Genomic DNA, 15,981 nt, shown 5'->3' with positions numbered 1-15,981 from the left:
GTTGAGTGAGTCCATGGTTGTGTTGTGCCTCAGTCCTTGGTGCGCAGGCAGCGCTGCACGTTGTCCATCAGGGATGTCTGCTGCTCGCGCGTGGCGGCAATCGCCTCCTGCCAGGCTGACGAGCTACTGAGCTGTTCGCCACCGCGAGCCAGCATCAGCACATAGCTGATAAGGTCTTCTTCACGCCCCAGGCCTTGCGCGCGCGCCTGATCCAGATAGTGCTGAATCAAGCCAACCCGTGTGCCGTGGCAGGCAGCGTGCAAGGTCGGGCAGGACTGCTCGTTCTTGAGCAACTCGGCAAGTTGATAGCTCAGCGGGTCACCCGCCAGTTCGGCCCAACACGCTTCGTTCAACGTGATTGGCGGACAGTGCGTGGAGTGAGGCTGATCACCCCCGGATATCTGCATCCACAACCGCTTGCTCGGGTGCGCCACGGGTGCCCACCAGTGATGGATGGGGGCCAGCCATTCGCTTACCCCAGGCAGCTCACGGTGCCTATCCAGCACTAGCAGAGCCGCGGCGGTGTGGAAGCGCAACAGGTACGAGTGGCCGTCCGTGCCCGTGACGATGTTGGCGTGGCTCAAGTGTCCGGCGAGCCGGGCAGCGGGAAGCGCGCTGACTATCCAGCCGCACACGGCGCCAGCAGCACCTTGTTCAAGTTGCCACTGGAAGTCGTACTGGGCCGAGACATCCGAACCGAGGCGCGAACCGAACAACCAAGGGCCTGCTGTCCGCAGGTTGCTGAACTGGGCTTGCTGCAGCAGTGGCCAGCAGCGGCCCGTGTAGTGCCCGGTCAGTTGTTCCTGCACCTCGGGTGTCAAATTGGCCATTTCCACGATGGCGCTGAGGCGATAGTGATCGGATGCCCGCAGCACATCGACCATTGCTCTGACAAATGGGCTGGGCATCAGCTTGCTCCTTCCATGCGAATGATGGTGTGGCCGTCGGCTATCGCTTTGAGTAGGCAGCTGAGGCAAATGGGCTCGCCCGGCGCTGGTACGCCAGACGTTGAAGTGACGCGATTGCTACCCGTAGCCTGCTGGCTGACAGGCCCTTTGAAGGCCAGCGCCAGGCCGTCCAGCGTGATACCGGCGCCGTCGACTCTCAAAAGCCCTGCGGGGCTGCGGATCGTCAGGCTTTCGCTGACCTGGATGTCATAAACCTTGGTGGTGTGCCGGATGGCTTCGCCCGTTTGCAACGTGCTGTGACCGGCAACCACCTGTTCGCGGTGGCCGCCGATTTCTACCGTGTGGTTTGCCTTGGTGATGTCCTGCCGGTGGTTCCCTACCTGTTCGATTCGGTCCTTGCCTGTGGTGATCCTGTGGTTGCGGCCGATGCTCAGGCTGTCGTCGTTGCCGATTTCGTGCACCCGGTTCTGGCCGATGCCAACAGACTCGTCACGGGCAATGTCTTCGCGACGGTCCTGACCGATCGAAATCGTCTCGTCTCGTTCGACGCGTTCGGTACGATCGTTACCCACGCGTGTGGTTTCGTCGTGCTTGACGATGTTGTTCTGGTCCCGCTCGGCATGAATGAACACCTCCTGCCGACCCAGTTCATCCTCGAAGCGCAGCTCGTTGAAGCCTTCGCCTTTATGGGTCTGGCTCTTGATGGTCATGCGCGTCTTGTGCTCGGGCAGGTCATAGGGCGGCAACTGGTTACCGCAATAGGTGCGCCCGGTGATCATCGGCTGGTCCGGGTCGGCGTTGACGTACTGGATGATCACATCCTGGCCGATGCGCGGGATGGCCATCGAACCCCAGCTGCCCCCCGCCCAACCTTGCGACACGCGCACCCAGCAGGAGCTGAACTCGTTGTTTTCGCTTTCCCGGTCCCAAGGAAAGCTCACTTTCACACGGCCCCATTGGTCGCAATAGATTTCCTCGCCCTTGGGCCCGACCACCGTCGCCATGTGCGGGCCGTCGATGCGTGGCTTGGGCAGGGGGGCAGGGCGCCATTCGGTCCTGCCGGGAACCAGCAATGCTTCCTGTTTGTAGCGGGTGCCTTGCTGCGAGTCGGCGGCCTCTTCCTGCAGGCTGGTGAACTGGGTGCCTTCGTGATGCACGCTGACCGTGCGCCAGTGCACGTTGAGGTCTTCACGCGGGTGCTCGATGAGGGTGAAGCTCAGCCCCGGTTGCAGGCGCACATCGTCGCCTTCCACTTCGGCAATGCGCGCATCATGGCGCAGGGCCGTGAGGCGGGTGGCAGTGAACGGAACCCCGACCGCATCACGCTTGTATCGGCCGGGGTAGTCGAAGCGCTCATAGTTCAGCGATTGATGGGTGTTGCTATTGTCGTAAGCCTGGTGTTCCTGACGGTATTGTGGGTGAGTGAAGGTGTAGTCCCGTTGTACCTGCCGCGCTGTTCGAACCTGTTCGCTGTAACGCAAGCGCCGCAGGCAAGGCCTGGCCTGATCGCCGCCTCCAACGGATCGGTACAACACCTGATCGGGGCCCACGTCGTCATTGTGAAACCCTTCATCCTCATCATCGGTCTTGATGGCCCCCCGGCTGATCTGCCCCAGCGCCAGTAGCCGGTCAGTGATGACCAGCAAGTGCTGTTTCGGCGTGTGTTCGAAGCGGTAGACAATGCCTTCCTCGGCGGCCAGGCGGGCTATGAAGTCGAGGTCTGTTTCACCGGCCTGCACGCAAAATTCGCGCACCTGATGCGGGTCGAGACACTTTAGCTCGTAGGCATTCACGCCCTGGCGCTTGAGCATGATCTCGAGAATCTGCGGCACGGTTTTCTGCTGGAAGATGCGCCAGTTCGAGCGCAGCCCGGCGCGGGCCAGCACGGGCTCGACCAGTGCCCGGTAACGGGTGCGATGGAAGCCTGTTTCACCCTGGCTGAAGGTGCTGACCAGGCCGTGCACGTAGCGCAACGGGCGCTCACCCTGCCAGAGGGTGAACAGCACCGGTTTGTCGAGGAGCTGGCCGAAGTCGACATCGTCTTCGAAGCTGATCAGCTCCAGCTGCAGCCGGAACGGGGAGCTGATGGCTTCGTCCAGTTCGAACGACACCACCTCAAACTCGCTACGGCCAACCAGCGGCTGGAAAGTGAAGCGCAGATCGGATTGGCTGGGCATGTGGCGTCCCCCGTTACTGTTGCAGAATGGCGTTGAGCGATTCGACGACTTCGGCGGTTAGCAGGTCGAGGCGGTAGCTGTAGTAGCTGTAGGCGCAGACCATGGCGATGACCGAGATGACCAGCGGGGTCCACCAGGGCCACTGCCAGCGGTGCATACGGTGGGGGCAATGGACGACGTTGCTATAGGGGTCGCTCACTGTTTCCGGCGTGGGGCCACGCAGTTGGCGAATGACCTTGTGCATCCGGCTGATCAACGCGCGGAGGATTTCATCGCCCTTGGGGTCAAGGGCGTATTTGCCTTGCAGGCCCAGGCAAAAGCAGAAGTACAGGAACTCCAGCACATCCTGGAATTCCTTTGGCGATTGCATGATGCGCTCGAGCAGCACGAAGATCTTTTCGCCGCCCTGGGTTTCGTCGTGGAAGATGCTCAGCAGCGGTTCGTGGCTCCAGCACGAGTTCTGGCCCCAGGGGCGGGTCATCACAGCCTCGTCCAGGTGCAGGCACAAGGCGTAGGAATAGACTTCCTGATGGACCGCGCAATAGCCGTGCTGTCGCATTTCCTCGCGGATAGTACCGATCTGCGTTTGCACGGTCTTGTGCACGAACTGGATGTTGGGCAGGTCATCCAGTGTGCGCAGGCGAATGACCAGGCCGAACAGCTGGCTTGCCGCGTCGAGCATGAGGTTGTCGTAGCCGCCGCGTAGCTGAAAGTCCGGGTCGGCCGGGTAGCTGGTCAGGTCTGTTGCGTATTCAGGACCCGCGCCACCAGGAGGCCGTGGGGTTTCATTTGTGTCTTCAAGCAGGATTGGCTTTTGGTGGGCGGGCACTGGTTTGCCAGTGCGCTCGGACTCTTTGGGCATCCTTGATCCTCGTCTCTTGGCAGGTCAAACACTCGCAGTGCACCTACTTCCATGCGGCGGGGCGCAAGCATTTGCGAAAGTTTGAAGACTAACGAGGTATCAATTTTCGAGACAGATTGAAACTTCCTAATGCGTTGTAAGAAGTTTCGCTAAAAGTTGTTTTTAAGTGTTTCTTGTCAAAAAAATGATGTTTTGTACAGGTTGGGAGGCAAAGCATGAAACCGGTTTCAAAACCTTTCTGAACGCGCTAGATTATTCGGCTGTCTCTTGATGGCCTATCAAGATCACCTCTCAATTGAAAATCAGATGGCGCTTATCAAGGCCGCCCCACAGCCGATGAGGATTCGCAATGCCTGAGCATGCCCCAGACAACCCGCGCAGGGATTTTCTGCGCAAGACCTTGACCCTGATCCCTGTCGTTACCGTGGCCAGCACGGGGCTTGGCGCAGGCGCCAGCCAGCTGCTTGCGGCCCCGCAACAGCCACCGAACGTGCCCGCCACGCCACCTGCGGGCGACTATCGACCGACATTCTTCAGCGCCGAAGAGTGGGCTTTTGTTCAGGCTGCCGTGTCGCGCATCATCCCGGCCGATGAGCTTGGCCCAGGGGCACTCGAAGCGGGTGCCGCCGAGTTCATCGACCGCCAGATGAATACCCCCTACGCGACTGGCGCACAGTGGTACATGCAAGGGCCGTTCAACGCCGACGCCCCGCCCGAGCTGGGCTACCAGCTGCAGCTCAGCCCGCAACAAATCTACCGCCTGGGCATCGCTGCCGTGGACGGCTGGTGCAAGGCCAATGGCGGACAGGTTTTTGCTGCGCAAGATAGCGCTACCCGGGACCGCATTCTCAGCAAGTTGGAGGCAGGAGAGCTGGTTTTCGAAACCGTTCCGGCCAAGGTGTTCTTCAGCCTGCTGGTGCAAAACACGCGTGAAGGGTTCTTCTGCGACCCGATTCATGGCGGCAACAAAGGCATGGTCGGCTGGACTCAGATCGGCTTCCCCGGCGCCCGCGCCGACTTCATGGACTGGGTCGAGCGCAATGAGCCTTACCCGTTCCCGGCTGTATCGATCCGTGGTGAGAGGGCCTGAGGCATGGCGACTGTGTTGAACAAAGTGGATGCGGTGATCGTCGGCTTCGGCTGGGCCGGTGCGATCATGGCCAAAGAGCTGACCGAGGCCGGGCTGCACGTGGTAGCCCTGGAGCGGGGGCCGATGCAGGATACCTACCCCGAAGGCAGCTACCCGCAGGTGATCGATGAGCTGACCTACAGCGTGCGCAAGAAGCTGTTCGTCGATGTATCGAAAGAAACCGTCACTGTCCGCCATAGCGTGAATGATGTGGCATTGCCCAATCGCCAGCTGGGCGCATTCCTGCCGGGCAAGGGCGTGGGGGGCGCGGGCCTGCACTGGTCGGGAGTGCACTTCCGGGTCGACCCCGTCGAGTTGCGCCTGCGCAGCCACTATGAAGAGCGCTACGGGCGCAGGTTCATTCCCGAAGGCATGACCATCCAGGACTTCGGCGTCAGTTACGAAGAGCTGGAGCCCTATTTCGACTTTGCCGAAAAGGTCTTTGGCACTTCAGGCCAGGCCTGGACCGTCAAAGGCCAGGTGGTCGGTGAAGGGAAGGGCGGCAACCCCTATGCGCCGGACCGTTCCAACCCGTTCCCGCTGCCCGCGCAGAAGAACGTTGTATCGGCAAGGCTGTTCGAAAAGGCTGCCACCAGCCTGGGCTACAAACCCTACAACCTGCCGTCGGCCAACACCTCAGGGCCATACACCAACCCCTACGGGGCGCAGATGGGGCCGTGCAACTTCTGCGGTTTCTGCAGCGGCTACGTGTGTTACATGTACTCCAAGGCCTCGCCCAACGTGAATATCCTGCCGGCGCTGCGCCAGGTGCCCAACTTCGAGTTGCGGCCCAATGCCCATGTGCTGCGGGTGAACCTGGACGACAGCAAGCGCAAGGCCACCGGCGTGACCTACATCGATGCCCAGGGGCGCGAGGTGGAGCAGCCGGCAGAGCTGGTGATTCTGGCGGCGTTCCAGTTCAACAACGTGCGTCTGATGCTGCTTTCCGGCATTGGCAAACCTTACGATCCGGTGAAGAACGAAGGTGTGGTCGGGCGTAACTTCGCCTATCAGAACATGGGGACAGTCAAGGCGTTCTTCGACAAGGACACCTACACCAACAACTTCATCGGCGCGGGTGGCAATGGCATTGCCATCGACGATTTCAACGCCGACAACTTCGACCATGGCCCGCACGGCTTCGTCGGCGGTTCGCCAATGTGGGTGAACCAGGCCGGCAGCCGGCCGATTGCCGGTACCTCCAACCCGCCGGGCACTCCGGCCTGGGGCAGTGCCTGGAAGAAAGCCACGGCCGACTACTACACCCACCAGGTGTCGATGGACGCCCACGGCGCACATCAGTCCTACCGTGGCAATTACCTGGACCTGGACCCCACCTACCGCGATGCCTACGGTCAGCCGCTGCTGCGCATGACGTTCGACTGGCAGGAAAACGACATCAGGATGAACCAGTTCATGGTCGACAAGCTGAGCAAGATCGCCCAGGCGATGAACCCCAAGGCCATTGCCGTGTTGGGCAAGCAGGTCAAGGACCACTTCAACACCACCAGTTACCAGACCACCCACCTGAACGGCGGGGCGATCATGGGCACCGACCCCAAGACCAGTGCACTGAACCGCTACCTGCAAAGCTGGGACGTACACAACGTGTTCGTTCCGGGGGCTTCGGCGTTCCCGCAGGGGCTGGGTTACAACCCGACCGGGCTGGTGGCCGCGCTTACCTACTGGTCGGCCCGCGCCATCCGTGAGCAGTACCTGAAAAAACCCGGTCCGTTGGTCCAGGCTTGAGGAGCGATGAGCATGAAGACACTGTTGATCGCCACCCTGGTTCTGGGCGCCGGTGCGGCTGCACAGGCCGTAGCGAATGACGATGCGCAGGTACGCCTGGGCGAGTACCTGGCCCGCGCCGGTGACTGCGTGGCCTGCCATACCGCCAAAGGCGGCAAACCCTTTGCCGGCGGGTTACCGATGGAAACGCCGATTGGCACGGTGTACTCCACCAACATCACCCCGGCGGCCAGTGGCATTGGCCGGTACAGCTTCGAAGACTTCGACCAGGCCGTGCGCAGGGGGATCGGCAAGGACGGCAGTACGCTCTATCCGGCCATGCCATACCCGTCGTATGCGCGGGTCAGCGAGCAGGACATGCAGGCGCTCTACGCCTATTTCATGAAGGGCGTGGCGCCTGTCGAGCAGGCGAACAAGGCCTCTGACATTCCCTGGCCGCTGAGCATGCGCTGGCCGCTGGCAATCTGGCGCGGCATGTTCGCACCAGAGGCCAAGCCCTGGCAGGCATCGGCGACAGCTGACCCTGTGGTGAACCGCGGTGCGTACCTGGTCGAGGGCCTAGGGCATTGTGGCGCTTGTCATACGCCGCGGGCGCTGACCATGCAGGAGAAGGCCCTGAGCGCGGCCGATGGCGAGCAGTTTCTGGCCGGCAGCGCACCGCTGGAAGGCTGGATTGCCAAGAACCTGCGTGGCGATCACAAAGACGGCCTGGGCAGCTGGAGCGAAGCGCAGTTGGTGCAGTTTCTCAAGACTGGGCGCAGTGATCGCAGCGCCGTGTTCGGTGGCATGAGCGATGTGGTCGAGCACAGCATGCAGCACATGAGTGATGCTGACTTGACCGCTATCGCCCGCTACCTGAAAACCCTGCCGCCGAGTAATCCGGATGACCAGCCGCATGTGTACGACAAGCAGGTAGCCGATGCGCTATGGAAGGGTGACGACAGCAAGCCTGGGGCGGCGGTGTACATCGACAACTGCGCGGCCTGCCACCGCACCGACGGGCAGGGCTACACCCGCGTGTTCCCGGCCTTGGCCGGCAACCCGGTGGTGCAGACTGCGGATGCCACGTCGCTGATCCATGTGGTGCTCGCCGGTGGCACGGTACCGGCAACGCACACTGCGCCGTCGAACTTCACCATGCCGGCTTTCGGCTGGCGCCTGAGCGACCAGGAGGTTGCCGAGGTGGTGAATTTCATCCGCAGCAGCTGGGGTAACCAGGGCAGTGCCGTTACGGCCGGTGATGGGAAGTCGCTCCGCTGACGTGTATTTCTGCGCCCTCGCCCGTAGGAGCGGGTTTACCCGCGAACACGGGCGAAGCCCGTGCCATCCCCTAACGTAATCAGATTCCAGGGTAGGCCCTGTCCCACAGATATAAATTCATAACTATCAATAACCTATGAAATATTCTTAATGCGATTTAACATTTACTATCTTCGTGCCCGACCAACGGCCTGTTGACGAACCCGCGCATTTTTGCTGTATTGAAACCGGTTTCATCACTATTAAAACAATCATAAGGAAAGCCCATGACCGACGCGCCTGCCCATACCCGCGAACGGGTCACCATCAGCGAAGTGGCGCGTATTGCTGGCGTTTCCAAAGCCACCGTCTCCCGTTACATCGGTGGCGACCGCCAATTGCTGGCCGAAGCCACGGCCAAGCGGCTGGAAGAGGTCATCGAACGCCTCGGCTATCGCCCCAACCAGATGGCTCGCGGCCTAAAGCGCGGCCAGACGCGACTGATCGGCATGCTGGTGGCCGATATCCTCAACCCCTATTCAGTGGCCGTGATGCACGGCGTGGAAACCGCCTGCCGTCAGCATGGTTACAGCCTGGTGGTGTGCAACACCAACCGCGACGACGAGCAGGAGCGTCACCACCTGGTGGCCCTGCAGAGCTACAACGTCGAAGGGCTGATCGTGAACACGCTTGGTCACCACCCCGGCGAACTGCTCAACCTGCAGCGTGACATCCCCATGGTGCTGGTCGACCGCCAATTGCCCGAGCTGAATGTAGACCTTGTCGGCCTGGACAATGCTGACGCAGTCGAGCAGGCCCTGGACCACCTGCAAGCCCAGGGCTACCGCGACATCCTGGCGGTCAGCGAACCCCTCGATGGCACCAGTTCACGCCTGGAGCGGGTGCAGGCATTCGGCGCGTCGATCAGCCGACGGCCAGGCATGCGTCAGCAGGTACTGGAAATCGGCGCCGGGTTGCAGGGCCAACTGGCTTCGTTTCTTGCCCACAGTGGTCATGGTCCGCAAGCCATCTTCACCTTCAACGGCGTTGCCACCTTGGCGGTCACCCGGGCGCTGCTCGAGGCCGGGCGCAACCTGGTTGCCGATGTCGGGCTGATCGCCCTCGACGACCTCGACTGGTACCCCTTGGTCGGCAAAGGTATCACCGCACTGGCCCAGCCCACCGAGCGTATCGGCGTGGCGGCCTTCGAAAGCCTGCTCGGTCGCTTGCGCGGCGACAGCGGCGCAGCCCGGCGCATCGACTTCAAGGCCAACCTGATCATCCGCGGTTCAACCCAACCCCAGTAAGAAAACGGCAGGCTTGTGCGTGCTGTTGATCAAAAATGAAACCGGTTTCATAAGGACAAGAACAATGCAAGCGAACCCCGTTTCCATCAGTCTCTCCAGCTACGGTGCCGACTTTGTGCGCCAACGTGGGCAGGAGCAGTTTCTGGACCTGTTGGCAGCCGCTGGCGTCAGTCGCGTCGAATTGCGCGAAGAATTGTTCGCCAGCGCACCGGACGCAGCTGCGCTGGGCAGGGTCATTGCCGCGCTGCGCCTGGAATGCCTGTACTCCACCCCCCTTGAACTGTGGACCGCGCAAGGCGTGCCCGACCCGCTGCTGGTGCAGAAGCTGGAAATTGCCCGGGCGCTTGGCGCGGTGGCGCTGAAGGTTTCCTTGGGGCACTTCGATGAGCACTGCGATGTGACGGCCCTGGCGTCGCTGCTGCCTGCGCAGGGGCCTCTGTTGCTGGTGGAAAACGATCAGACCGCACAAGGTGGCAGGATCGAACCGATGCTGCAGTTTTTCCAGCGTGTCGACCCGCTTGGGCTGCGCGTGGGCATGACGTTCGATATCGGTAACTGGCAGTGGCAGGGCGAGCCTGCGCCGCAAGCTGCAAGACAGCTAGGCCGTTGGGTGCGCTATGTGCATTGCAAGGCTGTGCAGCGCCGGGCCGATGGCCGTCTGGTTGCCATACCGCCGCAAGCCGCGGACCTGCAAGCGTGGGCAGCGCTGATGGCCGAGTTCGCGCCGGGCGTGGTGCGCGCCGTCGAGTACCCCCTGGTGGGCGAAGACCTGCTGGCGCTGACCCGGGCCCAGGTGCGCCACCTTTCTGCACTGGGCGCGGCGCAGGAGCTGGACCATGCATGAACATGACGTGCTGTGTTTCGGCGAAACCATGGCCATGTTCGTCGCCGAGCAAGCCGGTGACCTGGCCGGTGTCGGGCAGTTTGGCAAACGCATCGCCGGCGCCGACAGCAACGTGGCGATCGGCCTGGCGCGGCTGGGCTTCAAGGTGCGCTGGCTGAGCCGGGTTGGTGACGATTCGCTGGGCCGTTTCGTGCTCGACAGTTTGCGCTGCGAAGGCCTGGACTGTTCCGGTGTCGAGGTGGATGCCAACTACCCGACGGGCTTTCAGCTCAAGGCCCGCAGCGAGGATGGCAGTGACCCGGCAGTGGAGTACTTTCGCCGCGGTTCGGCGGCCAGCAGGCTGTCACCTGCGATGGTGAGCCCCGTTTGGCTGCAGGCTCGCCACGTGCACGCTACCGGTATTCCGCTGGCGCTGTCGGACAGCTGTCGGGCGCTGTCCCACGCGCTGTTGGACGGGATGCGCGCAGCCGGTCGCAGCATATCGTTCGACCCCAACCTGCGCCCCTCGCTGTGGCCCGATCAAAGCAGCATGGTTCGCGAAATCAATGCCCTGGCGGCCAAGGCCGACTGGGTTTTACCGGGGTTGGAAGAGGGGCGGTTGCTGACTGGTCAGCACACCCCGGCCGATATCGCCGCGTTCTACCTGGACCAAGGGGTGGAACTGGTGGTGATCAAGCTGGGCGACGCTGGCGCCTACTTCCGCAGCGCCAAGGGCGAAGGGCAGGTAGCCCCCGTGCCAGTCAGCCGCGTGGTGGACACCGTCGGTGCAGGTGATGCCTTTGCCGTCGGTGTGCTCAGCGCGCTACTGGAGGGCCGTCCGGTAGCCGAGGCGGTAGCGCGCGGCAATTGGTGCGGCAGCCGTGCCGTGCAGTCGCGGGGCGACATGGAAGGGCTGCCGCTGCGTCATGAACTGGAGGCCTACGACCTGCGCAGAAGCGCATGAGCCGACCCCGAATCACCTGTTGCAACAAAAACAACAAGCTCAGGAGAAACAAACCATGCAAAGCCAAAGCCTGGCACCTCGCCGCTGGTGGTACATCATCCCGATTGTGTTCGTCACCTACAGCCTGGCGTACCTGGACCGCGCCAACTACGGCTTCGCCGCCGCCTCCGGCATGGCCGAAGACCTGCACATCACCCCGGTGCTGTCTTCGTTGTTGGGTGCGCTGTTCTTTCTCGGTTACTTCTTCTTCCAGGTGCCCGGCGCCATCTACGCTGAAAAGCGCAGCGTGAAGAAGCTCATCTTCGTCTGCCTGATCCTGTGGGGCGGCCTTGCCACGCTTACCGGCATGGTCAGCAACGTCTACATGCTGATCGGCATCCGCTTCCTGCTCGGGGTAGTGGAGGCTGCGGTCATGCCGGCCATGCTGGTGTACCTGTGCCATTGGTTCACCCGGGCCGAGCGTTCGCGCGCCAACACCTTCCTGATGCTGGGCAACCCGGTGACCATTCTGTGGATGTCGGTGGTGTCCGGTTACCTGATCAAGCATTACGACTGGCGCTGGATGTTCATCATCGAAGGCCTGCCCGCCGTGATCTGGGCGTTCTTCTGGTGGCGCCTGGTGGATGACCGCCCGGCCCAGGTGGCTTGGCTGAGCGAGCAGGAAAAGGCCGCCCTGGCGCAGGCGCTGGCTGCCGAGCAGCAGGGTATCAAGCCTGTAAAGAACTACCGCGAAGCGTTCCGCTCGCCGCAAGTGATCATCCTGGCGCTGCAGTACTTCTGCTGGAGCATCGGCGTGTATGGCTTCGTGCTGTGGCTGCCGTCGATTCTCAAGCAGGCGGCGAATGTCGATATCGTGCAGGCCGGCTGGTTGGCCTCGGTGCCTTACCTGGCGGCAGTGCTGGCAATGGTGGGCGTGTCCTGGGCATCCGACCGCCTGCAAAAGCGCAAGCGCTTCGTCTGGCCGCCGCTGCTGATTGCTGCGTTGGCGTTCTATGGTTCCTACGCCTTGGGCAGCGAGCATTTCTGGCTGTCGTATGCATTGCTGGTGGTCGCTGGCGCCTGCATGTACGCCCCTTATGGCCCGTTCTTCGCGATCGTGCCCGAGATCCTGCCGGCCAACGTCGCAGGCGGCGCCATGGCGCTGATCAACAGCATGGGGGCGCTGGGCTCGTTTGGCGGTTCGTGGCTGGTGGGCTACCTCAATGGGGCTACGGGCGGGCCCGGCGCCTCTTACCTGTTCATGTGCGGTGCGCTGCTGACGGCAGTGGCACTTACCGCTGCGCTCAATACTTCCCAGACCTCTGGCCGGGCAAAGCGCGACAGCTCGCGTCTGGCCATGAACCATTAGGAAACCTGCAATGAAGAAGCGAATCGTCCTGTATAAACGCCTGTCAGACGACTTGATGGCACGCCTGCAAGATCGCGTCGAGGTGACCTGGGTGGATACCACCCAGCCCGACGGCCTGGCCCGCCTGCGCGATGCGTTACCGGGGGCGCACGGGTTGCTGGGGGCCAGCCTGCGCCTGGATGCCAGCCTGCTCGACCTTGCCCCGCAACTGGAAGTGGTGTCGAGCGTTTCGGTAGGCGTGGACAACTACGACATTGCTGAACTCAGCAGGCGTGGTGTGATGCTTACCAACACGCCCGACGTGTTGACCGAAACCACGGCCGACACAGGCTTTGCCTTGATCCTGGCTACCGCCAGGCGGGTGGTGGAGCTGGCGAACTGGGTGCGTGACGGCCGTTGGCAGGCCAACCTGGGGCCGGCGCATTTTGGCAGTGATGTGCACGGCAAGACGCTAGGCATCGTCGGCATGGGCCGCATTGGCGAGGCCCTGGCCCGGCGCGCGGCTGCCGGCTTTGGCATGCGCGTGCTGTATCACAGCCAGCGTGCCAAGCCCGAGGTGGAAGCACGCTATGCCGCATGCCAGTGCAGCCTGGATGAGCTGTTGCAGCAGGCAGATTTCGTTTGCCTGACGGTGCCGTTGAGTGCCAGCACCGAAGGCCTGATAGGCGCACGGGAACTTGCGTTGATGAAGCCTGACGCAATACTGGTGAACATCTCACGCGGGCGTGTGGTGGATGAGCAGGCGCTGATCGAAGCGCTGCGGGCCAGGCGCATCCGCGGTGCGGGGCTGGACGTGTTCGTGCACGAGCCACTGCCGACCGACTCGCCGCTGTTGCAGCTCGATAACGTGGTAGCGACCCCACACATCGGCTCGGCGACCGAGGACACCCGCCAGGCCATGGCGCGTTGCGCGGTGGACAACCTGCTCAGCGCGCTGGCCGGTGAACGGCCGGTAAACCTGGTCAACGGCTGACGCGCCCCGGTTCCTACAGGGGCCGCGCAGCCTTTGAAACGGTCAGCGGCAGTTACCTGCCTTGCGATACCCCGCTGCCTGCGCTTCACCTTCGTTTGCGAAGGTAACCTGGTTCTTCGCTGTAACCTGGTTGTAGCCCGGGCAGCCGACTGACAGGTGATAGACGTGGCTGTTGCGGTTGCCAAGCACGGCGCCGACCGAACCGGCGCTGGCCAGGCTTGGTTTGGCCTCTGGCTTGGCCGCGTTTACCGGCACCGCCTGTACCACGCCGCTGCCAACCGGCTTGTAGCCGGCAGTCCACTTGCGTTCGCCGCTTACGAACGGGTTGGCATGGCCCATGATCGCGGCAATGCGCCGGTCGCGTTCTTTCTCCCAGGCCGACACCGGGTGTTGCTTGTCCCAGGCCATCAGCAGCTGTTGCTGTTGGCGCGACATGTTCAGCTTGTAGCGGTCGAACATGTAGAACGTGGTGCGGGCCACCAGGCCTTTGACTTCGTCACGCGGTTCGGCGGTGCGCTGGACGAAATCGACCTTGGTGGTGCATTGGCCGTATTCGCCGGCATTGCCAGTGACCATGCCGTAGTTGAAGTTGCTGCGGTCACCGTTGACCTCACCCACGGCCGGGTAAAGGTTGAACAGGTCGGCCTCCATGGCGCGGAACACCGGGTCGTTGTCCACGCAGTGCTCACGGCCGCCGTTCTTCCAGCACTGGCGCTGGTTGCCGAAGGTGTGAGCGGGCACGATGTGTTCCCACTCGGTGCGTTCGGCGCGGTTCTGCTGCTTGCGCGTCTTGTAGCCACACGATGCAGCGTCGATGCGCCCGCCAGACTTGCCCACCCAGGTCCATTTGCAACCGCAGTACAAGTCGCCCATGGCACTGCTGGCCTGGTCCAGGTAGACCTTCTGCTTGGCCACCACCTTGGCTTCGGTGAAGGTGGCCGGCGGGTTGGCCAGAGCGGGGAGGGTAAAGGAAAATAATAAGGTTACGGCGTAAAGCAGTGATTTCATGGGGAAAACATATTTCAGGTTGGGCCGGGCATTGTAATGGTTTCCCCAGGGCTGACCAGCTCGCGGAGCCATACCAATGATCGGCCAGGGTCGTCGCTGCCCATACGGTTGAATGTGGCTGAGTCGAGCATGTCCCGCACTTGGGTGCCCATGCGCAGCAGGTGCTCGACGAAACCGGCACCGACGTCACCGTAGTCCTCCAGGGAAACCCCGCTCTGGTTGTGCTGGATTGCGAGGTGGTAATGACTGACACCATCGTCGTTGCCGCTACCGCCCAGTACCACCGTGAAGCGTGGGCCAAGCAGGGTGGCCAGGCGTTCCTGCACCAGATCGAGCAGGGCGACGGGTATTTCATTTTCGCGCAGTGATGTAGGGAAACAGGGTGTGAACGGAGGCATGAGGGTGTCCTGCTGGGCGGGGTTCGAGTACTGGCCAGCTTAGGCAAGGTGACTGTCAACTTGGGTAAAGCGGGGGTAAAAGCGGGTAATGCTCAACCCCCGTGCTGCGCGGTTCATTTCATGAGCAGCATCAGAAGGTCTGCCCCAACGAGAACTGGAACACCTGGGTTTCGGCGTTATCCGGCTTTTTCAATGGCGCCGCCAGGCTGAAACTCAGCGGCCCCATCGGGCTGTACCAGGTCACGCCAACCCCCAGCGACACAGCCATCTGCGCCAGGTCGACGCTGCCGCAGCCTTGGGTGGTGGACAGGTAGCAGGTGTCGGCATACACGTTGCCGGCATCGACGAACACCGAGCTGCGCAGTTGGCTCTGGTCCTTCACGAAGGGCAGCGGGAACAGGTACTCGGCACCGCCGGTAATCAGGATATTGCCCCCCAGCACATCGGTGTCGCGGTCGGAATAGTAAGCCTGCCCAGCGCTGGAATAGGCCCCGGTAGCCGGTGTGCTGCGCGGGCCGAGGGTGCCGTCCTTGAACCCGCGTACCGAGCCCTGCCCACCGGCGTTGTAGCTTTCATAGAACGGCAAGCCGTCGGTGGAGCCATAGCCGTTGCCGTAGCCCAGGTTGGTGTGCAGGCGCAGCGTGGTGTTGCTGGTGACCGGCAGGAAAGCCTGGCCGTTGTAGTCGAGCTTGTAGAACGACAGGTCGCTGCCAGGGGTGGTAGCCATCAGCGTCAGGCTCTGCGAGTGGCCCCGGGTGGCCAGTACGCCTTTGTTGAGGGTGGACTCCGACCAACCGATCGACGCCTTGAGGTTGTTGAAGCTTTTGCCTTCGCGGGAGATGAAATCGTAGATCTCGTCAGCGCTGTAGGTGCCGGGCGAAATGTCGTCGTGCTGCAGGGTCAGGCCGTAGGTCAGGCGCGAGGTTTCGTTGATCGGGTAGCCGAAGCTGACCCCGGCGCCGTAGCTGTTGATTGCATAGTACGAAACCCCATCGTCGTAGTAATCGCTGTAGTCGGTGGTGTTGTAGAACAGGTTGTAGCCCAGGCTCACGCCGTCGGCGGTGAAGTAGGGGTCGACGAAGCCGAAGTTGTACTT

14 protein-coding genes are annotated in these 15,981 nt (G+C 62.3%); 8 read left to right on the top strand and 6 right to left on the bottom strand.

Annotation, left to right across the window (positions count from 1 at the left end; genetic code table 11):
- Nucleotides 1-29: 29 nt before the first annotated feature.
- Genes N5D53_RS26615 through icmH form a run of 3 tightly spaced genes read right to left on the bottom strand, consistent with a single transcriptional unit; the run spans nucleotide 30 to nucleotide 3,947 of the window.
- Nucleotides 30-908 carry a DUF4123 domain-containing protein gene (locus N5D53_RS26615; RefSeq protein WP_121161614.1) on the bottom strand — a complete coding sequence of 293 codons (879 nt, stop codon included), beginning with the start codon at nucleotides 906-908 and terminating at the stop codon, nucleotides 30-32.
- On the bottom strand, nucleotides 908-3,085 hold the full coding sequence (gene tssI, locus N5D53_RS26610; RefSeq protein WP_279841093.1) for a type VI secretion system tip protein TssI/VgrG: 2,178 nt from the start codon (nucleotides 3,083-3,085) through the stop codon (nucleotides 908-910). Before tssI ends, N5D53_RS26615 begins: the two co-directional genes overlap by 1 nt.
- Nucleotides 3,086-3,098: 13 nt before the next feature.
- The gene (gene icmH, locus N5D53_RS26605; protein ID WP_020190793.1) at nucleotides 3,099-3,947 is read right to left on the bottom strand and encodes a type IVB secretion system protein IcmH/DotU; all 849 of its coding nucleotides are present in this window, start codon (nucleotides 3,945-3,947) and stop codon (nucleotides 3,099-3,101) included.
- 349 nt (nucleotides 3,948-4,296) lie between these two features.
- On the opposite strand from icmH, the gene N5D53_RS26600 reads away from it, so the two are divergent.
- The 8 genes from N5D53_RS26600 to N5D53_RS26565 all read left to right on the top strand — a co-directional run bounded on the left by N5D53_RS26600 (nucleotide 4,297) and on the right by N5D53_RS26565 (nucleotide 13,479).
- Nucleotides 4,297-5,037 (top strand): gluconate 2-dehydrogenase subunit 3 family protein, encoded by a 741-nt coding sequence (locus tag N5D53_RS26600; protein WP_279841092.1) that lies wholly within the window; start codon nucleotides 4,297-4,299, stop codon nucleotides 5,035-5,037.
- 3 nt (nucleotides 5,038-5,040) lie between these two features.
- Nucleotides 5,041-6,825 carry a GMC family oxidoreductase gene (locus tag N5D53_RS26595; protein WP_198748138.1) on the top strand — a complete coding sequence of 595 codons (1,785 nt, stop codon included), beginning with the start codon at nucleotides 5,041-5,043 and terminating at the stop codon, nucleotides 6,823-6,825.
- Nucleotides 6,826-6,837: 12 nt separating this feature from the next.
- Nucleotides 6,838-8,085, top strand: a complete 1,248-nt coding sequence (locus N5D53_RS26590) for a cytochrome c (RefSeq protein ID WP_279841090.1) — start codon at nucleotides 6,838-6,840, stop codon at nucleotides 8,083-8,085.
- Nucleotides 8,086-8,351: 266 nt separating this feature from the next.
- Nucleotides 8,352-9,371: a transcriptional regulator PtxS gene (gene ptxS / locus N5D53_RS26585; RefSeq protein ID WP_279841089.1), complete on the top strand. Its 1,020-nt coding sequence runs from the start codon at nucleotides 8,352-8,354 to the stop codon at nucleotides 9,369-9,371.
- 64 nt (nucleotides 9,372-9,435) lie between these two features.
- Nucleotides 9,436-10,215: an AP endonuclease gene (locus N5D53_RS26580; RefSeq protein WP_279841088.1), complete on the top strand. Its 780-nt coding sequence runs from the start codon at nucleotides 9,436-9,438 to the stop codon at nucleotides 10,213-10,215.
- Nucleotides 10,208-11,158: a sugar kinase gene (locus N5D53_RS26575; protein WP_087535524.1), complete on the top strand. Its 951-nt coding sequence runs from the start codon at nucleotides 10,208-10,210 to the stop codon at nucleotides 11,156-11,158. Before N5D53_RS26580 ends, N5D53_RS26575 begins: the two co-directional genes overlap by 8 nt.
- Nucleotides 11,159-11,213: 55 nt before the next feature.
- Complete coding sequence (locus N5D53_RS26570; RefSeq protein WP_010954250.1) at nucleotides 11,214-12,506, top strand: MFS transporter; 1,293 nt, start codon at nucleotides 11,214-11,216, stop codon at nucleotides 12,504-12,506.
- Between the two features lie 10 nt (nucleotides 12,507-12,516).
- The gene (locus tag N5D53_RS26565; RefSeq protein WP_279841084.1) at nucleotides 12,517-13,479 is read left to right on the top strand and encodes a D-glycerate dehydrogenase; all 963 of its coding nucleotides are present in this window, start codon (nucleotides 12,517-12,519) and stop codon (nucleotides 13,477-13,479) included.
- A 42-nt stretch (nucleotides 13,480-13,521) separates the two neighbouring features.
- Here the strand turns inward: N5D53_RS26565 and N5D53_RS26560 are convergent, their stop codons facing one another.
- From N5D53_RS26560 to N5D53_RS26550, 3 genes are all read right to left on the bottom strand, one after another.
- The gene (locus N5D53_RS26560) at nucleotides 13,522-14,487 is read right to left on the bottom strand and encodes an endonuclease (RefSeq protein ID WP_198748141.1); all 966 of its coding nucleotides are present in this window, start codon (nucleotides 14,485-14,487) and stop codon (nucleotides 13,522-13,524) included.
- A gap of 14 nt (nucleotides 14,488-14,501) precedes the next feature.
- Nucleotides 14,502-14,885, bottom strand: a complete 384-nt coding sequence (locus N5D53_RS26555) for a hypothetical protein (RefSeq protein ID WP_279841082.1) — start codon at nucleotides 14,883-14,885, stop codon at nucleotides 14,502-14,504.
- Between the two features lie 130 nt (nucleotides 14,886-15,015).
- A partial coding sequence (locus N5D53_RS26550) for a BamA/TamA family outer membrane protein (protein WP_279841080.1) occupies nucleotides 15,016-15,981 on the bottom strand: 966 nt, incomplete at its 5' end.

The sequence above is a fragment of the Pseudomonas sp. GD03862 genome, assembly GCF_029840855.1.
GTDB classification, from domain to species: domain Bacteria; phylum Pseudomonadota; class Gammaproteobacteria; order Pseudomonadales; family Pseudomonadaceae; genus Aquipseudomonas; species Aquipseudomonas alloputida.
Note: the sequence above shows the minus strand (reverse complement) of the source record. Positions and strands in the feature narration are given on the sequence as shown.